The following is an 18732-nucleotide window of genomic DNA, read 5'->3' on the forward strand; positions in this document are numbered from 1 at the left end:
TCTTTTTACATTTCACGCATCCATTGCGCGAGCTTCACCGCAAGCGATCGCACATATTGTTCGTCCAACACGCGCCGGAGCGAGTGATGTAAGCGTGATTCAATATTCGCTAAATCGTCATAAGTCACTTGCATAGACCATTCTAAATAAGGAATGGCAACAACGATATATTGTTCCTTTTTATTTTCGTAAATGTATACGTTTTGTTGTGACGATTGTTCATTTATGATCGTTTTTCTTATTTTCATGTTGCTCATACCTTTCCACTTTTTATCATGATAGCACAAAATTTTCCCATTGTTCAAAACATTTTTTTCGTAAACGCTCCATTTCCCCACCGTTTTCCGCCCCATATTCCTTATTTCCTTAAGGAATATGATGCATATGGGAACATGTCAACCGGTTCGTTCGCTCTATTTTCCGATTCGCGCCAAACGAGCCGCTTTGATAAGCTAAACGTACCGCGGAATCATCGAGGGCGCGCTTTCGGGAAAGGAAGCACATATGTCGTTTGAAACGGTCGTCGAGCAATATCGTCCGCTTATTTCTTACATCATTCGCAAGCTGCATATTCGCCGTCACGTCGTCGATGAGTATATGCAAATCGGGCTCATCGCACTTTGGGAAGCGTACGAGCGATACGATGAGACGAAAGGATCGTTTCATTCGTTTGCGTTTAAAATGATTCGTTGGCGCATCATATCACAGTTGCGTAAAGAAACGAAAAACGTCGCCGTTCCGTTATTAGACGAACAAATGTTGAAAGAAGACGTTGATTTTTTTACCGACATCATATGGGAAGACGCAATGCGCGACATGACGCCGCGCGAGCGAATATGGCTCGTTCGCCATGTCATCGAAGGAAAGACGTTGAAACAAATTGCCGATGAAGAAGGCGTTACCGTCCATGCGGTGAAACAATGGCGCATATCCGCTGTAAAAAAGCTGAAGCGATACGTTAACTGCGCGGCTCATCCATGTAGTAATAAATGACATCACCGCCGCGCTGGGCGACGCCGCGAAAATGTTTGAAATCTTCTTGTTGGACGAGCACATGGCGAAACGTTAAAAAATGTTCTTTTTTCACAAGGAGATGTGGAATGTTTCGCGTGCGTAACTGTTCAATATGTTGTTTCGCTTCTTGCTCAGTCACGTTCATCCCTCCCTTTCTTTGTTTTAACGCGCTTCAATGGGAATGTCAATACGATGTGCGAATGCCTAATTTTGTTATATTGACACACGTCTATAAAAAACGCACATACAATGTTGGTGGATTCTAAATGAAAGAAAGGAAGATGAACGATGAATGACTGGAATATGTATGAAGATTTCCGCATGGATCAACAAATGGTGCCACAACAAGCGCAGCCGATGCCGCAAATGATGCCAATGCCACAACAAATGCCGCAAATGATGCCAATGCCGCAAATGATGCCGGGCGATTGCGGCTGTGGCACGCCGGTCGGACCGATGTGGCCGCAAATGCCGTTCCCGCAAATGCCGCAACAAATGCCATATTGGCCGGGCATGCCGATGCCGTATTGGCCACAGCGCTAAAATTGTTTTCTAGTTAAAAATGCCCTTTACGAATGAGGAAAAATCATGCAAAATAGAAAAAAGGTTTAAAAATTCAAAAGTAAAGGGGATTTTCAATGAAAAAAGCGCAAATTGGCGACGTCATTGAATTTAAAAATGGGCTGCGGGGAATCGTTGAAAAAGTAAACGAAAATTCTGTGATTGTCGATTTAACGTACATGGAAAACTATAAAGAACTCGACTTGCAAGAACGAACGGTCGTCAATCATAAAAACTACAAAATTGTGGAATAACGAGAAGAGGGCTGCTTATTGTTGATGAGACAGCCCTCTTTTTTGTTCACATTGCCCTTTCATTTCGCTACATTCGTAAATATATACACCTTGCTTTTCCGAAAGCGCGGCACGATACATCGCTTCCGCCACTTGCTTAGCTGCAATCGGTTTATATTTTTCCCATTTGCCAACGAATGCAAATGAAAAACCGGAACATAGCCATTCCGCTGTTTTTTCGCCGAGGCGAAATTCTTCGCGCGCTCCTGTCAACAAAGACGGACGGAAAATGTGAAGTGAACGAATCGTCAGTCGCTGCAACGCCTCTTCCGTTTCCCCTTTGACGCGATTGTAAAAAAACATCGAGTGCGGATCAGCACCGATCGCAGAAACGAATAAAAACGTTTTGACGTGACATTTTTCCGCCAGTTTTGCGGCACGCAACGTATATTCGTAATCAACTTTAATAAATTGTTGTCTCGTCTTTGCTTTTTTCATCGTCGTACCTAAACAGCTAAATACGTCGTCCACATGAAAATATTCTTCATATTGTTCAATTCGGTCAAAATCGACGATGACTTGTTGTAATTTTTCATGTGTACAAGCGATAGGCTTTCGCACAAACACCGTCACTCGTTCATAATGCTCTGAACGAAGCAATCGCTCGAGAAGCTCGCCTCCGACCAATCCGGTTGCTCCGATCAAAAGAGCCGTTCTCTGTCTCAAATGAAGACCCCCCAAACGAAAAAAGGTTCATAACAATTTGTCATTATATACCCGTTTACGAAAAAAAACTAGCTATTATTTTTGAATTTTTTAAGGCTGACTTATGCAAGCCAGCCCCATTAACGATTATCGACTTTTTCCGGATATAAATCGTGATTTAACAAACGATATTCTGCCATTTGTTCATATTTCGTTCCTGGGCGACCCCAGTTGCAGTAAGGGTCGATCGAAATGCCGCCGCGCGGCGTAAATTTGCCCCACACTTCAATATAGCGTGGCTCCATGACGCGAATTAAGTCGTTCATAATAATATTGACGCAATCTTCATGGAAATCACCATGATTGCGGAAGCTAAATAAATATAACTTGAGCGACTTACTTTCAACACATTTTTTATCAGGAATGTAACTAATGTAAATTGTGGCAAAATCTGGTTGATTCGTTTTCGGGCATAGGCTCGTGAACTCCGGACAGTTAAATTTTACAAAGTAGTCGCGATCAGGATGCTTGTTATCGAACACTTCAAGAATGTCTGGGCTGTATTCGAATACATATTTTGTCCCTTGGTTGCCAAGAAGTGTGACGCCTTGTAGTTCTTCATCTTTTCTCATGATTTCTTCCTCCCTTAATTATACGCCGCGGCGATTGCCCCATAATAACGTGTGTAGTTGTGGCAAGACGCGGACGTTGTTCATCTCTTTAGACTGTACTACTTTGTCAACGAGCCATTCAAGTTTTTGTAATAGGTTTAGGCGAAGAGTCACATCGTCTGCTTCATGTATATGACCGTTGCCTACTTGCACGTAAAACGGAACGGACGGATAACGTTGATGCACATACGTCGCATAAGAAAAATCTTCATCGTTAAACACGACAACTTTTAAGCTCACATGCCCGCGATGCGCCGCTAATCGATTCATGATCATATCAAGCGTTGCAAAGTTTGTTGCCATGTTTGAGCTTGGCGGCTTTGGTGAAATCGTTAAATCGTCAATGTCATAAAACCAATCTTGCCATACGCTTCCTTGCGTTTCTAAGCCGATGCGCATCCCATGTTCTTTTAGCAACGAAATAAGCGCACGAAGTCCTTTTAATAACGCTGGGTTGCCTCCAGAAATCGTCACGTGGTTAAAACGGTCACCACCAAGTTGTTTCAGCTGTTGCCAAATGTCTTCCGCCGTCATTTGCTTTACTTCATCTTTTGCAGAACCGTCCCACGTAAACGATGAATCGCACCAACGGCAACGGTAGTCGCATCCCGCTGTGCGCACAAACATCGTTTTTTGTCCGATGACCATCCCTTCCCCTTGAATGGTCGGACCGAATATTTCAATGACCGGGATGCGCTCCATTATTGTTTCCCTGCTTTCGGACGATATACGACGTAGCTTGTTGGGGACTCGCGCACAAACACTTGCACGCACGTCGGTTTGTTTGGCAACGTGTCTAAGTGGGCTTGAACGATTTCGGCAATTTTCCGCGCCACCACTTCTGTCGTCGGAAAATGTTCGGCCGATGTATTGCTAAATAAATCTGTATGGTCATTCATCACCGTATGATCGAAACGGTTGTGAACAATTTTTTTCAACTGTTGAAAGTTAATTAAAAAGCCTGATTCATCGAGTTCATCGCCTGCGACAGTAATGTTGACAAAATACGTATGCCCGTGCATATTCGCGCACTGCCCCGCCGCTTCGTGCGGAATAAAGTGCGCTGCAGCGATTTGCATATCTTTATTTAGCTCGTAGCGAAACGGGTGTATCACTTGCGGATAAATTTGTTGAATCATTGCGCATCTGCTCCTTTCTTCTCATTCATATACTGGTCGAGACCGCGTTTGCGCAACACGCACGCCGGGCATTCGCCGCAGCCGTCTGCGATGATGCCGTTGTAGCATGTGAGCGTCTTATTGCGCACAAATTCAAGCGCTCCCAACTCATCAGCAAGCTTCCACGTTTCCGCTTTATTGAGCCACATGAGCGGCGTATGAATGACAAATTGGTAATCCATCGCTAAGTTAAGCGTGACGTTTAGCGATTTAATGAATACATCACGGCAATCTGGGTAGCCGCTAAAGTCCGTTTCACATACACCTGTCACCAGATGGCGTGCTCCTTTTTGTTTCGCAAGCACCGCCGCAAACGATAAAAACAATAAATTACGCCCATCGACAAACGTGGACGGCAATTGTCCTTCTTTTTGCTCGATTGCTATATCGCTTCTTGTAAGCGCATTTGGTGCGAGCTGATTTAATAGCGACATATCAAGCACCGTATGCGGCACTTCCAGCTGTTTTGCGATCGATGCAGCAACGTCAATTTCAAGCCGGTGGCGTTGATTGTAATCGAACGTTACAGCTTCGACTTCAGCGAAATGCTTTTTCGCCCAAAATAAACAAGTCGTGCTATCTTGGCCGCCACTAAACACGACGACTGCTTTTTCTTTTTTCATCTTTCGCTCCCCTTTCTAACATCGTGAGAAGAAAGAGCGTTCTAAAACAAAAAAGCTATCCCTCTACGGACATAGCTATCCCTAGTTTTTTTATAGAGGGTGTTCTAGAACCTCTCCTGCGCCGCGCACAGAATTCTTCTTCAATTGTACGCCTAACAATATATCATAAAACATATATTCATTCTACAAAAAAATTATGCTTTATTTGTGAACTGTTTTCAGGATATAATAACAACAAAAAAAGTTAGGTGATTCAACATGACAAAACGCCCTACATTTGATGCAGCGCTTCAACAACTGCGAGAAAAATTAATGACGATGGTGTCTGCTTCCCAACATGCTTTACACGAAGCAATTGAAGCACTCAAAACACAAGATTTGGCGAAAGCGGACGAAATTATCGAAAATGATAAAAAAATTAATGAGTTTGAGCGCGAAATTAATGAGCTTGCGATTATGACGATTTTAAAGCAACAACCGGTCGCATCCGATTTACGCCGATTAATTGTTGCGCTAAAAATTTCATCTGATGTAGAACGCATCGGAGATATCGCTGTCAACATCGCCAAATCCGTCAAATTTATCGGCACAGAGCCACACGTGAAACCGATCGTTCACATTCCTGAAATGGCAGCAATCGTCAATGAAATGTTAGATCATGCGCTTCATGCGTTCCATAACGATGATATTGAAGAAGCGAAACGCATTGCGCTTGAAGATGATCGCGTAGATGAGTTGCAAGGAAAAATTATTCAAGAATTAATCGACTTAATGAGCGAAAAACCTGAGTTTACAAACCAAATTACACAATTATCGTTTGTGACGCGCAATCTTGAGCGCGCTGGCGACCATGTAACAAACATCGCTGAAAATATTTTATATAGCGTTAAAGGAATTCGTATTGATTTAAATTATTAAACATTCGGATGCCTCATACCGTTTGAGGCATCTTTTTATTATGTCGATTTTTCTATGATCTGGTGATATAATCGTGTCGGGGGGGAGGTGAGTGAACATGGATGAGATGCTCAAACGTATTTTCGATGAACTTGCATCGCTACGCAAACATATGGCTACAAAAGACGACATCGCCAGCATCGAACAACGTATGGCCACAAAAGACGATATCGCCGCCATGGACAAGCGTATCGGGCACATTGAACAAACGATGGCCACGAAAGACGATATCGCCAGCATCGAGCAACGTATGGCCACGAAAGACGATATCGCTGCCATGGACAAGCGTATCGGGCACATTGAACAAACGATGGCCACGAAAGACGATATCGCCAGCATCGAGCAACGTATGGCCACAAAAGACGATATCGCCGCCATGGACAAGCGTATCGGGCACATTGAACAAACGATGGCCACGAAAGACGATATCGCCAGCATCGAGCAACGTATGGCCACGAAAGACGATATCGCTGCCATGGACAAGCGTATCGGGCACATTGAACAAACGATGGCCACGAAAGACGATATCGCCAGCATCGAGCAACGTATGGCCACAAAAGACGATATCGCCGCCATGGACAAGCGTATCGGGCACATTGAACAAACGATGGCCACGAAAGACGATATCGCCAGCATCGAACAACGTATGGCCACAAAAGACGATATCGTCAGCATCGAACAACGTATGGCCACGAAAGACGATATCGCCAGCATCGAACAACGTATGGCCACGAAAGACGATATCGCCAGCATCGAACAACGTATGGCCACGAAAGATGATATCGCCAGCATCGAACAACGTATGGCTACAAAAGACGATATCGCCAGCATCGAACAACGTATGGCTACAAAAGACGATATCGCCAGCATCGAACAACGTATGGCTACAAAAGACGATATCGCTAGCATCGAACAACGTATGGCTACAAAAGACGATATCGCTAGCATCGAACAACGTATGGCCACGAAAGATGACATCGCAGATCTTCCTCTTATTAAACAAGCTGTATTTGAAATACTAGAGGCAGTCAATGAAATCCCAACGATCAAGCAAAACCTCGCTGACATGTCCGAGAAACTTGAAGATGTCATCGCAACCCAAGCACGACACGAGCTCGCGATTCAGTCGCTTGCTGTTCGATCACTTGTACATGAAAACGAAATTCGTGCACTAAAAGCAAAATAACGACGCAAAAGGCTGTCACAAACTTCCTTGGGACAGCCTTTTCCATTTATTTTTCCTCTTTTGCTAGTTGTTCAAACGACTTCACTTTCCCGTGCGGTTCATTTTGCGCTTGCTTACGAACGGTCCATTGTCGCTCTTTTTGTCGTTTCGATTGAGTCATTGTGCCACCTCCCCTTTTTATCATTTGTTCATTCGTTTATTTTATGACTTTTTTATTGTTTGAAAATTTTGTATATTTTAGATAAGGGGAAAAGAGGGAGAGGAAATTGCTACAATCAAAACAAGCAAAAAAAGCGTTACAAAAAGTGCAACGGGTCGCGAAAGAAGCAGCCGTGTTGGCAGAAAACGTCAATCAGCTGAAACAAATTTTACATCGCTTTCATATGCAATAAGAAAAAAGCGAGCCTAATGTGCATTGGCTCGCTCGTTTTTTGTATGATACATATATGCCAAAATGCCGATCGCTAAAATAAAAAGAAGTAAAAACATATCCCCTGCTTCTAAACTAGCTACGACGCTACATCCGAAACAAAAGAGAAGCGGTTGTTTTAACCACGCTTCATGGCTAAACATCCACCATTCTAACAATCCTATCGTAAACGCCAACACATACATCGTTCCGTCGTTAAGCAAAAAGTACTGGCTAAACGCAAACGCCCCGCCCCATAGCGCAATGGCAGCCGGCAATAAAAGAAACGCTTCGTGCTCCCGCACACCGCGCTTAAACACATATATATGAACAATAAGTCCGAAAGAAAAAACAACTGTCGGCCATACACTCGCACGATACCATTGAATGATATGGAACGTTTCAAGCGTAAATAAAAGCAAACTGCCTACGCCGAAAGCAACCATCGCTTTTTTCACGCGCTCCCACCTCCTCTACATTCAATGTACTACACTTCTTTTTTTCTAGCTAGGCATTTTTCGATAGAAAAGTAAGAAAATAAATACGATGCTCATATAGCCAAACAAAGGATACAACACAGTGAGAAGCGCATGGTAACCAACTAAACTAAACGCATACATCGCCAATAAAAGCGCCACTAGTACAAACATCGTGTTTGGAAAAAAAAGAGCTAATTTTCGATGCAATCCAAACACCCCTGCAACAAACGATGAAAAAATTTCACCGTAAATGATCACAACATATAACCCGTAAAACGACGCGAGCGAACGTTTCACGACTTCCGCCATTGGAATGCTGTAAGATAGCAAATTAGGAAGTAAAGAAAGCGCGAAATGACTGCTAAATAAAATAAACATAAGCAATATGCCGCCAAGCCATCCCCCAAGGCGAATCGCCCGTTCATCTTTTACTTCGGTTGCAAGCGGAACGAGCACAACTTGTGCCATCGCTAAATTAAACGCCACATACGCAAACGGAGAGAAAAAAGCGGCAAGCGGCGGCTTTGTCCAAACGATCTCTCCCCCATTCATAAACGAAATCGATAAACTAAATGCGATCATAAGCGGCACGACAATGAGATTGACGCTTAAAATGCCGTTTAAACCAAACAACATCGTCACAAACGCAAGCAACATCGTAAACAAAAGCCCGACATGCGCCGGCATATGAAGCTGTTCTTCAAACACCGCCCCCGCCCCAGACAACATAACAGACGTCACGCTAAATAGCACAACAAACATAAACAAATTGACAACTGCGCTCATTTTTCCAAACAAATATGCATTCATTTGTTCATACGATCGCGCTTGAAGCCGATTTGCCATCACCATTAAACGCGTCCCTAAAAAAATAAATAGACCTCCGCTTCCTGCAATCATGACCGTCCCAATTGCTCCGTATTGCGTAAAAAACTGTACAATTTCTTTTCCTGTCGCAAATCCAGCCCCGACTACCGTTCCGACATATACAAACGCAATTTGAATCGCCCGCATCCACATACGCTCTCCCCCACTCGTCCATTTTTTCTATATATTATGAAAAAAAAACGGCGAATATTTTCCGCCGTTTTTCTTATTCTACAACTATATCGACTTTTGGCATATTGTGCATATTTTTTGCCGTCACATGTGCGACGACGGTATACGTCCCTTTGTCTGGAAACGTATAGCGCGCGACATACTTTCCGTCGCCCGCATGCTTTCCTTCAATCATTTCGCGATTGTCATCGCCATGTTTCCATACTTCAAACTTCACTTCCGATGCATCGGTCACTTTTTCATCCCCGTATGTCACAAAACATGCAAGCTCGACTTCTTCATTCACCGGAAGCTTTTCTTCTACCGCCATTTTTACGTCTAAATACGCCAGCTCTTCTTCTTCAGATTTGTTCGCGCAACCAGCGACAACAAGCAAAGCGAAGACAAACAACAACAACCACTTTTTCATTTTAATCTCCTTCCATGTTACAATAATTTCACAAAATCATCACAATCATTTGCTACAATGATGATACATATACACGATGGAGGATGCGTACGATGCAAGTTCGTTTCTTTTTTTTGCTTATCATCGTCGTTTTATTGGCAAGCTGCACACCAGAGACGTACACCCCAATTCCCCGAAACAAATCGGTCGTTGGGGTCGTCAATATAAAGGAGCAAAGCTTATCCTTCGTTGATTATAACACAAAAAAAACGATGGCAACATGGAAGATGAAAAATCCGGTAACGAAAGCCATCCTCCTTCCTGATGGCGATACGGTCATGTTGTTTGGACAAGACATGGATGAAATGATGATGTACACGCTATCGACAGGGAAAGAGAAAAAACGTTGGCGCGTAAACAAAGGGGTTACCGATGTGCTCGTCACAAAACACGAATTGCTCGTTGTGAACGAAAAAGACGGAACGGTATCGGTCATGACGTTCGACGGAAAAGTAAAAGAGACGATCGCTACTCCCCCCTCCCCTTTTTCCATCGTCGCCGACGACAAACATCGGCAATGGATTGTCATTCATTTTAAAGACGGAGCAATCTCATTCATTGATCAGGCGACAAAACAAGTCAAACGAACGGTCGATACGCTCGATTTTGCGGTCAGCGGCTTAGTTGTTGCTGAAACGGATGAACTATGGGTCGGTGGACATGGCAGCGGAGCGTATATTCAGCAAGAAGCGTATGTTCATTCGCTTGTCGACGGACGGTTGCTTGCGCGTGTGAAGGCAGAAACGATGCCGATTCAATTTTCGCAAACGAGCGAAGCGGTATATGTACTTTGTCACGGTTCAAACATGCTATATGCATTTGAACCGAAAACGAAACATGTCATACACTCACTTAACATTGGCGCGAATCCTTTTGCGATGATAAAAACAAAAAGCGAGCTTATCATCGCTAGCTACGACAGCAACGAGCTCGTTTTTGTCGATGAAAAAACATTCAAACAAACGAAAACCGTTTCCGTCGGACAAGGGCCGTTTTACATCTTTTTCCGCGATGCGAAGGAGGAATAAATATGCCAACGATTTTAATTGTTGACGATGAAAAAGAAATGCGTGAATTGCTTCGTCTTTATTTAGAACCTGAAGGGTTTACGTGCATCGAAGCAGAAGACGGTGAAGCTGGACTTGCCGAGTTCGGACGAAAACATATCGATTTAATTTTGCTCGATATTATGATGCCAAAACTAGACGGCTACCGCTTTTGCATGCACGTGCGTGAACGTTCGCAAGTGCCGATCATTTTTTTAACAGCACGAAGCGATGAGTGGGATCGCGTTTATGGATTACAAATTGGCGCGGACGACTACATCGTGAAACCGTTTAGCCCAAATGAAGTCGTCGCACGCGTGCACGCTGTCCTTCGCCGAACGAAAGGAACAGACGTAACGACGTCATATGAAGCAGGCCCAATTGTTGTTGATGAAAAAGCACGAAAAGTGATCGTAAACGGAAAACCGGTTGTATTAACGTTAAAAGAGTTTGAACTGCTCGTGTTGTTTGTCAAACATCGCGGTCAAGTATTTACACGCGAACAGCTGTTAGATCGCGTTTGGGGCATTCATTACGTCGGCAGCACACGCACCGTCGATACGCATATTAAAACGTTGCGCATTAAACTCGGCGAAGCCGGACAGTGCATTCAAACAGTATGGGGAGTGGGATATAAATTTGATGAAACGATTTAATTCTCTCTCACTCCAACAAAAACTATGGCTAACGATTAGCGCCTTTTTAATGCTTGCGGTGTTGCTTTTATATGCTGTTGCTGTTTATATATATGAAAACATTTATATCACCAACGTCGAACAACGTTTATTACAAGAAGGAATGAACATTGCCGCAAAATATAAAGGCGGTGCACTCACCGACTCGTTTCGCAACACCGTTTCTATCATCAATGACGTATCCGATACGGAAATTGTACTCGTGAACAACCCACGTGAATTGAGCGCATGCTTGCCGTTTGAAGTCGACCATCATGCGATTATTAGCGAAGCGGAACGACAACAACTACTCGCTGGAAAAACGGTAACGAAAAAAGGATATGAACAAACATTTAATCGGCATATTGTCGGTGTCATCATCCCGCTACTCGATGAACATCGCCTCATGGGCATTTTATATTTGTACGTGCCGCTTGCATCGATTGAAGATGTGCTTAAGCGCATTCAAACGTTCATCATTATTGGTGGAAGCCTTTTTTTACTCATTACTGTATTTGTCGGACGAAAAATTGCGATGCATTTCACGAAACCGCTGCAACATATGCAACAAGCCGCCTATCGCGTCTCGCAAGGCGATTTTTCCGCACAAGTGAACGTCGAAGCGGAAGACGAAATTGGGCAACTTGCCAAAACATTTAACCAAATGGCAAAAGCGCTCGCGCAAGAAGATGAACGAAAAAAAGAATTTTTAGCAAACGTCTCTCATGAATTGCGCACGCCGCTAAGCTATGTGAAAGGATATAGCGAAGCGCTACTAGACGACGTCGTGAAAGATGAAGCGCAACAAAAAAAATATATAAAACTCATTCATCGCGAGGCGAGCCGCATGCAACGCCTCGTGCGCGATTTGCTCGATTTAGCACAACTCGAAGGCACGTATCCGCTTGTACGCACACCATTTTCAATTGCACAATTAGTCGAGGAGACGATTGAAAAATATGAACCGATGTTGCAAGAAAAAAACATTCGCCTTTTGCTTGACCTCGATCACGACTTAATCGTCGATGGCGATCCCGACCGTATCGAACAAGTGTTGCAAAATATGCTCGATAATGCGTTGCGCTATACTTCTTTCGGCGGAACGATTTCGTTGCGTGCAGTAAACAAACAGCCGATGTGCGAACTCATGATCGCTGACTCCGGATGCGGCATGTCAAAAGAAGATATCGAACGATTAGGCGAACGATTTTTCCGCGCCGACCGCTCGCGCTCGCGCGAACATGGCGGCACAGGACTTGGCATTGCGATTACTAAACAAATTGTCAAGCTACACGGCGGCTCGATTCGTTTTGAAAGCGAACGAGGGAATGGAACGACCGTATACATCGAATTGCCGCTATACGATGCGATATAGTACAACAGACTTACCCCATGATTAGAAGGACACAGCGCGATGAAATTACATGCTATTCCTAAAAATAATGGAAAATGAACTCCCTAACCTCAATAAAAAATTAGCGCAATGGGCTTATGCAGGAATTGGAGGCTATGGGGATCCAAAGATTCATTGGGCAAAATATATGGTTGTTTTCAAAAATGAAACAAAAGAGATAGAAATGGAAAAAATGGATACGTACATTAAAAATATACTACAAAATACGAAAGGACAAATGGGAACTCCTTTTCAATGGACTTATCCATCTAAAAAGAAAGGAAAATCCATACAGCTAAAAGGAAAGATCGTTTAACTTTTTCTATTTGGAAAATGTAAGAAGGTGTCCAAATCTTTTAGGACACCTTCTCATGTTTTTCAGCTTTTACGACGATGCGATCGTCCTCTACGTCGATATGAATCGTGCGCACATCTTGTTCATCAAGCAACACGTCGGCAATTTGATCTTCGACATGTTCTTGAATGACGCGGCGGAGCGGACGAGCACCGAACGTTGGATGATAGCCGAGTTCAGCTAATTTTTCTTTCGCTTTGTCGCTAATCGTCATCGTGATATGTTGTTCATCAAGCGTACGTTGTAATTCCGCAAGCATAAGGTCAACGATTTGCAACATATGCGCTTTTTCAAGCGGTTTAAATTCGACAATGGCGTCGAGACGGTTTAAAAATTCTGGTTTAAAGTATAGGCTGAGGCGTTGAAGTAAGTCGCCTTCTCCGATCGTACCGGCGTTTGATGTCATAATGATGACCGTATCTTTAAAGCTGACGGTACGGCCTTGGCTATCTGTTAAACGACCGTCTTCTAAAATTTGCAAGAACATATGTTGAACGTCTGGATGCGCTTTTTCCATTTCGTCAAGCAAAATGATGCTGTAAGGGTTGCGGCGCACTTTTTCCGTCAATTGACCAGCTTCTTCATGACCAATGTAGCCAGGAGGTGCACCGATAAGTTTCGATACAGCATGTTTTTCCATATATTCGCTCATATCTAAGCGAATCATCGCATCTTTTGAGCCGAATAATTGTTCAGCAAGCGTCTTCGATAATTCTGTTTTACCTACGCCAGTCGGACCGACGAATAAGAACGAACCGATCGGACGGTTTTTCGCTTTTAAGCCAGCGCGGCTTCTGCGAATGGCTTTCGCGATTTTTCTCACCGCTTCTTCTTGACCGATCACTTTTTTCGCTAAGTTTTCTTCTAAATGTTTCATTTTCGTTTGTTCCTCAGCTTGTAATTTGCCGACTGGGATGCCTGTTTTTTCTTCAATGATTTGTTGAATGTGAATGACGTCAACGACAGGTTGTTCCGCTTGTCCGTTTTGTTGTAATTGTTTTTCAAGTTGCAATTCTTCTGTGCGCAATTTCGCCGCTAATTCGTAGTTTTCTTCTTGCGCAGCTTTTTCTTTTTCTTTTCTAATTTGTTCGAGACGTTGTTCGATCGCTTCTTTATTTGTCGGTGTCGCTTTTAAGCTTACTTTTGAGCCCGCTTCGTCTAATAAGTCAATCGCTTTGTCAGGAAGGAAGCGGTCTTGAATGTAGCGATGCGACAATGTGACGCAGGCATGAATCGCTTCATCTGTATATTTCACTTGATGGAATTGTTCATATTTTGGCTGAATGCCTTTTAACATGTTAATCGCTTGCTCGATCGTCGGTTCATGGACGATGACAGGTTGGAAACGGCGTTCAAGCGCAGCGTCTTTTTCAATTTGACGATATTCTTTTAACGTTGTTGCGCCGATGATTTGTAATTCGCCGCGAGCAAGCGTCGGTTTTAATATGTTGCTTGCGTCCATCGAGCCTTCTGCCGAACCTGCTCCGACGAGTAAATGAATTTCATCGATGAATAAAATGACGTTTTTCCGTTGTTGCAATTCGGCAATTAATTGCTTCATTCGTTCTTCAAATTGACCGCGAATGCCTGTATTGGCAACGAGCGATGCAACGTCAAGCACGTACACTTCTTTGTTTAATAGTTTCGTCGGAACAGACCCCTCGGCAATTTTAAGCGCTAATCCTTCTACGATCGCTGTTTTACCGACGCCCGGTTCACCGATTAATACCGGGTTGTTTTTGTTGCGGCGATTTAAAATTTCGATGACGCGTTCAATTTCTTTTTCGCGTCCGATAACCGGATCGATAAGTCCTGCTTTCGCAAGTTGTGTTAAGTTGCGACCGAATTGATCAAGCAATCCATTTCGTTTCGGTTGTTGTTCTTGTTGTTGTTGGACATGGGAAACAGATTCGCTAGTCAGCGGTGCGAAGAAGTCGGAGAACAATTGATCGAAATGATCGAAGTGGAATCCTGCTGGAACTTTTAATTGTTGTTTTTGTTTTTCATAGCACGCATCGCAAAGGTGTAATTGTTGTTTTTCGTTATTGACTTGCACGTGTAAAAAGACGTTTGCTTGTTTTTGTTTACATACTTGGCACATCATAGGCACCAACCTCCTTTTGACTTTGACTATATTTGACCTTTCTGTCTTTATTATAATTTGACCTTTTTTGATTTTCAAGACCTTTTTTAAAAAAAAATAAAAAAAAATGACAGAAAAATGCCCTATCATGTTTTCTTCAACCCATTCATCAAAAACTGAATCGTCCGTTCGATTTCTTTTTCATCATCCCACGGATAATCCGGCATGACGATAAGGCGCGTTAATAAAAAACCGGCAATTGTCGTGACCTTTCCGGCGGAAGTGGATATTATATATATTCCGTTCCCTTCTTGTAAATATGTGCTAAAAATTTTTTCATTGACGAAAGGAAAAGATTTTTGTACGATAGTAACGTCAACTGCATACGAAATCTTTCTCGTCAACTAAGATGAGATAGAGGTCGCGGCAAATAATAGTAGTTTCATCGAGACGCAGAGACGTCGATGAAGTGAGATGAAAGGATTTGTCGCCGAAGTTTATAGCGTGCTCTGGCGCTATAAGCTGGGCCTGTTGCCGAATAGGCGCAGGACTGTCATCGCGCATGCGGTGGAGAGCTATCGATCTTAAGTTTGATGCGGATGTGTCATATATTGTGCACCCGTTGAAAACTTAGGGTGCACTTTTTTATTTTTCGTATGACAACAGCCCTCCGTCCGCCTGCGTCGCCATAATCATGAATGAAAGGATGACGAACATGAAACAACAACAACTCGGGTTTTGGTTATTGACAGCACTCGTTGTCGGCAATATGGTCGGGTCGGGCATTTTTATGCTTCCGCGCTCGCTTGCAGAAGCGGCAAGCCCTGCTGGCGTGTTGCTCGGTTGGCTGCTGACGGGGGCTGGGGTGTTAATGATTGCGATCATTTTTGGCAATTTAGCTATTCGTAAACCGGAATTAAACGGCGGACCGCAAATTTACGCGAAGGAACTGTTTCCGAAAGGTTCAAAAGCATCCATTTTATCCGGTTTTATGGCTTCTTGGGGCTATTGGATCGGCAACGTCGCTGGAAACGTTGCGATCATTACGACGTTTGCTAGTTATTTATCGACGTTCTTCCCTATTTTAACGAGCGGACATGTCGTCTTCTCTGTTGGCTCATTTACATTAAAACTTGGCAATCTGCTCACGTTTCTCGTCTGCACCGCACTTTTATGGATGATGCATGCGATCATTTTACAAGGAGCAGAAAGTGCCGGAAAGTTGAACTTTGTCGCAACGGCAACGAAAGTGCTTGGCTTTTTCTTATTCATTGTTATCGGATTGTTTGCGTTTGAAAAAAGCTATGTCCAACCGTTTGTTGCTCCGCGTTACGATGAAGCAGGTCATACGCTCGGATTGCTTTCGCAAATTAACAACGTCGCGTTAAGCACACTTTGGGCGTTTATCGGCATTGAATCAGCGATCGTTTTTGCTTCGCGTGCCCGAAAACAAAGCGATGTCAAACGCGCAACGATTGTCGGACTATTCATTGCTTTAGCCATTTATATTGGCATTAGCATACTCGTCATGGGTCTGTTAAAACAAGATGTGCTCATTCAATCTGAAAAACCGCTCGTCGATGCAATCGGTACGGTATTAGGTCCTATCGGATCGCAACTGCTTGCCGGACTCGGTTTAATTAGTTTAATCGGCTCAACGCTCGGCTGGATTTTTTTAAGTGCTGAAGTGCCGTATCAAGCAGCGAAACAAGGATTATTTATTCGCGCCTTTTTACAAGAAAACGAAAAAAGCATGCCGCGTTTTTCTTTAATCGTCTCAAATATGATCGCCCAGCTATTTATTTTTTCGACGATTTCGAACTCGATGGCAGCGGCATTTGATTTCGTCATTTATATTGCAACATTATCGTATCTCGTTCCGTATTTCATCGCCTCCGTCTTCCAATTGAAGCTCGTTTGGACGGGTGAAACATATGAAACGACGAAACAACGAATGACAGACGGCATCATCGCCCTTCTTGCGACCGTTTATTCCATTTGGCTCGTCAAAGCAGGAACGGCCGATATGAAAACATTTTTGTTCGGCGTCGCCTTGCTTGCAAGCAGCTTGTTGTTTTATCCGCTACTTCTTAAACAACAAAGCGAACATAAAACGAAACAAAAACAGTCGGCATAACAAAACCCCCGTCCATTTGGCGGGGTTTTTTCATTTTCTCCGTCTTTTTTTCATCTTTATGTTATAATATTCCTTGAATTTTGTTTTGTTGAGGGAGCATATATGGGGAGAGAGAGAATGAGACGATGGTTGTACATCTTGCTTGTTATGATCCCATGCCTTGTAGGAAGCGCGTGGATTGTGCTTTGGCAAGATGAACAACAGCAACAACAATTGCTCGAAGAAACGCTCTTGTTTGCGAATATACATAAAAACGATCTCGATCGCTTTCTTGCGGAGACAACGACAAAACTCGAGACGTTAGCGTTTATGGTTAGCAAACATATGGCGATGTTAAGCGAAAAAGACATAAACGACATGTTGCAACAAATAGAAAAACAAGACGTTCGTTTTCATCACATATCGTTTTTTTCTGAAAGTACAAGTTCAGCGATGCGATTGGCGAAAACGACAAAACAAACGGTCATTGACAGCGATCATACAACAACGATCGTCACACCGATTGTCGATGAAAAAACAAGTGATACAGTCGGTTTTTTTGTGGCGGAATTACGTATGGATTACATAAAAAAACGGATGAAAATCATTGACCAAGGCGCATCGTTTCGTTTATATGATGAGCGTGGAACGATGTTGTTGGCAACAAACGACATTCGCCCATCACAACAAACGGTGACGGTTCATTTAAATTATGCACCATGGATAATTGAAGCGAACGTGCCGCACGTAACGATGAAACAAAATGTGCAAACATCCCTTCCATACATCTTATTGCTGATCGTCGCCATCCATATTGTTTGGCTACTGATTCAATATTGGTTATTAAAACGGCAAACGATGCTTGAACGCATAGAGACCGAAGCACAAAAACTCGAACTTGTCGGCACACTCGCCGCAAGCACGGCGCATGAAATTCGCAACCCGCTCGCTGGCATTAAAGGATTTATTCAACTATTAAGTGAAAAACATAAAGATAACGAATCACAACTTTATTTTTCCGTCATTCAAAATGAAATTACACGCATTAACGATATTGTGAACGAATTTTTAATTCTCGGCAAACCGACGGCACAAAAGTTTGAAACGTGCGATTTGAACAATATCGTTTTAAGCATTCATCCAATTATTGAATCGCAAGCGCATTTGCATAACGTCGTGTATTCGTTGCAATGCGCTCGCGTACCTTTACCTATTCGCTGTTATAAAGACCATTTAAAACAAGTCGTGTTAAACTTAGCGAAAAACGCGATCGAAGCGATGACCGATGGCGGTGAGCTAACGATTTCGCTGACGAAACAAAATGACTGGGCGGTGCTGCAAGTGGCGGACAATGGATGCGGCATTCCAAACGACGTAAAAAACAAACTGTTTCAACCTTTTGTCACATCGAAGCAAATGGGAACAGGACTCGGGCTTGTCATATGTAAACGCATCGTTGACATGCATGAAGGAACGATCGACATTCATAGTATAGAAAATAAAGGAACGACGATTACCGTTCGCCTTCCTTTACAGTAGGAG

24 protein-coding genes, 1 pseudogene and 1 riboswitch are annotated in these 18732 nt (G+C 43.3%); of the genes and pseudogenes, 12 read left to right on the plus strand and 13 right to left on the minus strand.

Annotated features, from left to right (window positions below; translation table 11 throughout):
• Positions 1–5 precede the first annotated feature (5 nt).
• Complete coding sequence (locus tag NSQ23_RS10360; protein ID WP_035019244.1) at positions 6–248, minus strand: YueH family protein; 243 nt, start codon at positions 246–248, stop codon at positions 6–8.
• Positions 249–504: 256 nt separating this feature from the next.
• On the opposite strand from NSQ23_RS10360, the gene NSQ23_RS10365 reads away from it, so the two are divergent.
• Positions 505–993 carry a sigma-70 family RNA polymerase sigma factor gene (locus NSQ23_RS10365; protein ID WP_004891419.1) on the plus strand — a complete coding sequence of 163 codons (489 nt, stop codon included), beginning with the start codon at positions 505–507 and terminating at the stop codon, positions 991–993.
• On the opposite strand, the gene NSQ23_RS10370 is transcribed toward NSQ23_RS10365, so the two are convergent.
• On the minus strand, positions 959–1153 hold the full coding sequence (locus tag NSQ23_RS10370) for a hypothetical protein (protein WP_003396728.1): 195 nt from the start codon (positions 1151–1153) through the stop codon (positions 959–961). The genes NSQ23_RS10365 and NSQ23_RS10370 overlap by 35 nt on opposite strands.
• A 149-nt stretch (positions 1154–1302) precedes the next feature.
• Between NSQ23_RS10370 and NSQ23_RS10375 the strand changes: the two genes are divergently transcribed.
• Together NSQ23_RS10375 and NSQ23_RS10380 are read left to right on the plus strand one after the other, a co-directional pair.
• Entirely contained in the window at positions 1303–1557 is a 255-nt protein-coding gene (locus tag NSQ23_RS10375; RefSeq protein ID WP_004891424.1) for a hypothetical protein, read from the plus strand.
• Between the two features lie 95 nt (positions 1558–1652).
• Positions 1653–1829, plus strand: a complete 177-nt coding sequence (locus NSQ23_RS10380; protein ID WP_003396733.1) for a DUF2187 family protein — start codon at positions 1653–1655, stop codon at positions 1827–1829.
• Positions 1830–1844: 15 nt separating this feature from the next.
• On the opposite strand, the gene NSQ23_RS10385 is transcribed toward NSQ23_RS10380, so the two are convergent.
• The 5 genes from NSQ23_RS10385 to queC all read right to left on the minus strand — a co-directional run bounded on the left by NSQ23_RS10385 (position 1845) and on the right by queC (position 4985).
• Positions 1845–2534, minus strand: coding sequence for an oxidoreductase (locus tag NSQ23_RS10385; protein ID WP_035018776.1), 690 nt, complete (start codon positions 2532–2534; stop codon positions 1845–1847).
• A 119-nt stretch (positions 2535–2653) separates the two neighbouring features.
• Positions 2654–3145: a preQ(1) synthase gene (queF, locus tag NSQ23_RS10390; RefSeq protein WP_004891427.1), complete on the minus strand. Its 492-nt coding sequence runs from the start codon at positions 3143–3145 to the stop codon at positions 2654–2656.
• 18 nt (positions 3146–3163) lie between these two features.
• Positions 3164–3886: a 7-carboxy-7-deazaguanine synthase QueE gene (gene queE / locus NSQ23_RS10395; protein WP_192952148.1), complete on the minus strand. Its 723-nt coding sequence runs from the start codon at positions 3884–3886 to the stop codon at positions 3164–3166.
• Positions 3886–4323: a 6-carboxytetrahydropterin synthase QueD gene (queD, locus tag NSQ23_RS10400; protein WP_004891431.1), complete on the minus strand. Its 438-nt coding sequence runs from the start codon at positions 4321–4323 to the stop codon at positions 3886–3888. The genes queE and queD overlap by 1 nt, the downstream gene beginning before the upstream one ends.
• The gene (gene queC / locus NSQ23_RS10405) at positions 4320–4985 is read right to left on the minus strand and encodes a 7-cyano-7-deazaguanine synthase QueC (protein WP_339170646.1); all 666 of its coding nucleotides are present in this window, start codon (positions 4983–4985) and stop codon (positions 4320–4322) included. Before queC ends, queD begins: the two co-directional genes overlap by 4 nt.
• Before the next feature lie 258 nt (positions 4986–5243).
• Here queC and phoU point away from each other — a divergent pair, with 258 nt between their 5' ends.
• Together phoU and NSQ23_RS10415 are read left to right on the plus strand one after the other, a co-directional pair.
• Entirely contained in the window at positions 5244–5903 is a 660-nt protein-coding gene (gene phoU, locus NSQ23_RS10410) for a phosphate signaling complex protein PhoU (RefSeq protein WP_004891436.1), read from the plus strand.
• 97 nt (positions 5904–6000) lie between these two features.
• Complete coding sequence (locus NSQ23_RS10415; protein WP_339170647.1) at positions 6001–7128, plus strand: hypothetical protein; 1128 nt, start codon at positions 6001–6003, stop codon at positions 7126–7128.
• 46 nt (positions 7129–7174) lie between these two features.
• Here NSQ23_RS10415 and NSQ23_RS10420 read toward each other — a convergent pair whose 3' ends face one another.
• A complete protein-coding gene (locus NSQ23_RS10420; RefSeq protein WP_003396753.1) occupies positions 7175–7288 on the minus strand; it encodes a DUF6254 family protein in 114 nt (37 codons plus the stop codon).
• Between the two features lie 106 nt (positions 7289–7394).
• Here NSQ23_RS10420 and NSQ23_RS10425 point away from each other — a divergent pair, with 106 nt between their 5' ends.
• Positions 7395–7520 (plus strand): hypothetical protein, encoded by a 126-nt coding sequence (locus tag NSQ23_RS10425; protein ID WP_339170648.1) that lies wholly within the window; start codon positions 7395–7397, stop codon positions 7518–7520.
• Between the two features lie 13 nt (positions 7521–7533).
• On the opposite strand, the gene NSQ23_RS10430 is transcribed toward NSQ23_RS10425, so the two are convergent.
• The 3 genes from NSQ23_RS10430 to NSQ23_RS10440 all read right to left on the minus strand — a co-directional run bounded on the left by NSQ23_RS10430 (position 7534) and on the right by NSQ23_RS10440 (position 9484).
• A complete protein-coding gene (locus tag NSQ23_RS10430; RefSeq protein ID WP_339170650.1) occupies positions 7534–7995 on the minus strand; it encodes a hypothetical protein in 462 nt (153 codons plus the stop codon).
• Between the two features lie 45 nt (positions 7996–8040).
• Entirely contained in the window at positions 8041–9036 is a 996-nt protein-coding gene (locus NSQ23_RS10435; RefSeq protein WP_339170652.1) for a hypothetical protein, read from the minus strand.
• 73 nt (positions 9037–9109) lie between these two features.
• Positions 9110–9484, minus strand: coding sequence for a FixH family protein (locus NSQ23_RS10440; RefSeq protein WP_339170654.1), 375 nt, complete (start codon positions 9482–9484; stop codon positions 9110–9112).
• Positions 9485–9567: 83 nt separating this feature from the next.
• On the opposite strand from NSQ23_RS10440, the gene NSQ23_RS10445 reads away from it, so the two are divergent.
• From NSQ23_RS10445 to NSQ23_RS10460, 4 genes are all read left to right on the plus strand, one after another.
• Positions 9568–10551 (plus strand): hypothetical protein, encoded by a 984-nt coding sequence (locus NSQ23_RS10445; RefSeq protein ID WP_231110105.1) that lies wholly within the window; start codon positions 9568–9570, stop codon positions 10549–10551.
• Between the two features lie 2 nt (positions 10552–10553).
• The gene (locus NSQ23_RS10450) at positions 10554–11225 is read left to right on the plus strand and encodes a response regulator transcription factor (protein ID WP_004891448.1); all 672 of its coding nucleotides are present in this window, start codon (positions 10554–10556) and stop codon (positions 11223–11225) included.
• A complete protein-coding gene (locus NSQ23_RS10455) occupies positions 11212–12618 on the plus strand; it encodes an ATP-binding protein (protein WP_192948385.1) in 1407 nt (468 codons plus the stop codon). Before NSQ23_RS10450 ends, NSQ23_RS10455 begins: the two co-directional genes overlap by 14 nt.
• Positions 12619–12685: 67 nt before the next feature.
• Positions 12686–12952, plus strand: coding sequence for an MspI family type II restriction endonuclease (locus tag NSQ23_RS10460; protein ID WP_339170655.1), 267 nt, complete (start codon positions 12686–12688; stop codon positions 12950–12952).
• A gap of 40 nt (positions 12953–12992) precedes the next feature.
• Here the strand turns inward: NSQ23_RS10460 and NSQ23_RS10465 are convergent, their stop codons facing one another.
• Positions 12993–15095: an AAA family ATPase gene (locus NSQ23_RS10465; protein ID WP_339170656.1), complete on the minus strand. Its 2103-nt coding sequence runs from the start codon at positions 15093–15095 to the stop codon at positions 12993–12995.
• Positions 15096–15220: 125 nt separating this feature from the next.
• A pseudogene (locus tag NSQ23_RS10470) lies at positions 15221–15343 on the minus strand (TetR/AcrR family transcriptional regulator); the annotation flags it as partial.
• A gap of 138 nt (positions 15344–15481) precedes the next feature.
• A riboswitch (Lysine riboswitch) is annotated at positions 15482–15660 on the plus strand.
• Positions 15661–15789: 129 nt separating this feature from the next.
• On the opposite strand from NSQ23_RS10470, the gene NSQ23_RS10475 reads away from it, so the two are divergent.
• Together NSQ23_RS10475 and NSQ23_RS10480 are read left to right on the plus strand one after the other, a co-directional pair.
• Positions 15790–17211: an amino acid permease gene (locus NSQ23_RS10475; protein ID WP_339170657.1), complete on the plus strand. Its 1422-nt coding sequence runs from the start codon at positions 15790–15792 to the stop codon at positions 17209–17211.
• Positions 17212–17313: 102 nt separating this feature from the next.
• Positions 17314–18729, plus strand: coding sequence for an ATP-binding protein (locus NSQ23_RS10480; RefSeq protein WP_339170658.1), 1416 nt, complete (start codon positions 17314–17316; stop codon positions 18727–18729).
• Positions 18730–18732: the final 3 nt, after the last annotated feature.

Origin of the sequence: Anoxybacillus sp. FSL W8-1294 (assembly GCF_037965005.1) — a bacterium.
Classification (GTDB): Bacteria; Bacillota; Bacilli; order Bacillales; family Anoxybacillaceae; genus Anoxybacillus; species Anoxybacillus flavithermus_G.

Bases quoted from the DNA above. Each gene is read 5' to 3' on its own strand.
- NSQ23_RS10360 (WP_035019244.1), bottom strand. From the start codon at position 248: ATGAAAATAAGAAAAACGATCATAAATGAACAATCGTCACAACAAAAC.
- NSQ23_RS10365 (WP_004891419.1), top strand. From the start codon at position 505: ATGTCGTTTGAAACGGTCGTCGAGCAATATCGTCCGCTTATTTCTTAC.
- NSQ23_RS10375 (WP_004891424.1), top strand. From the start codon at position 1,303: ATGAATGACTGGAATATGTATGAAGATTTCCGCATGGATCAACAAATG.
- NSQ23_RS10380 (WP_003396733.1), top strand. From the start codon at position 1,653: ATGAAAAAAGCGCAAATTGGCGACGTCATTGAATTTAAAAATGGGCTG.
- queF (WP_004891427.1), bottom strand. From the start codon at position 3,145: ATGAGAAAAGATGAAGAACTACAAGGCGTCACACTTCTTGGCAACCAA.
- queE (WP_192952148.1), bottom strand. From the start codon at position 3,886: ATGGAGCGCATCCCGGTCATTGAAATATTCGGTCCGACCATTCAAGGG.
- queD (WP_004891431.1), bottom strand. From the start codon at position 4,323: ATGATTCAACAAATTTATCCGCAAGTGATACACCCGTTTCGCTACGAG.
- queC (WP_339170646.1), bottom strand. From the start codon at position 4,985: ATGAAAAAAGAAAAAGCAGTCGTCGTGTTTAGTGGCGGCCAAGATAGC.
- phoU (WP_004891436.1), top strand. From the start codon at position 5,244: ATGACAAAACGCCCTACATTTGATGCAGCGCTTCAACAACTGCGAGAA.
- NSQ23_RS10415 (WP_339170647.1), top strand. From the start codon at position 6,001: ATGGATGAGATGCTCAAACGTATTTTCGATGAACTTGCATCGCTACGC.
- NSQ23_RS10420 (WP_003396753.1), bottom strand. From the start codon at position 7,288: ATGACTCAATCGAAACGACAAAAAGAGCGACAATGGACCGTTCGTAAG.
- NSQ23_RS10435 (WP_339170652.1), bottom strand. From the start codon at position 9,036: ATGTGGATGCGGGCGATTCAAATTGCGTTTGTATATGTCGGAACGGTA.
- NSQ23_RS10440 (WP_339170654.1), bottom strand. From the start codon at position 9,484: ATGAAAAAGTGGTTGTTGTTGTTTGTCTTCGCTTTGCTTGTTGTCGCT.
- NSQ23_RS10445 (WP_231110105.1), top strand. From the start codon at position 9,568: ATGCGTACGATGCAAGTTCGTTTCTTTTTTTTGCTTATCATCGTCGTT.
- NSQ23_RS10450 (WP_004891448.1), top strand. From the start codon at position 10,554: ATGCCAACGATTTTAATTGTTGACGATGAAAAAGAAATGCGTGAATTG.
- NSQ23_RS10455 (WP_192948385.1), top strand. From the start codon at position 11,212: ATGAAACGATTTAATTCTCTCTCACTCCAACAAAAACTATGGCTAACG.
- NSQ23_RS10460 (WP_339170655.1), top strand. From the start codon at position 12,686: ATGGAAAATGAACTCCCTAACCTCAATAAAAAATTAGCGCAATGGGCT.
- NSQ23_RS10465 (WP_339170656.1), bottom strand. From the start codon at position 15,095: ATGATGTGCCAAGTATGTAAACAAAAACAAGCAAACGTCTTTTTACAC.
- NSQ23_RS10475 (WP_339170657.1), top strand. From the start codon at position 15,790: ATGAAACAACAACAACTCGGGTTTTGGTTATTGACAGCACTCGTTGTC.
- NSQ23_RS10480 (WP_339170658.1), top strand. From the start codon at position 17,314: ATGGGGAGAGAGAGAATGAGACGATGGTTGTACATCTTGCTTGTTATG.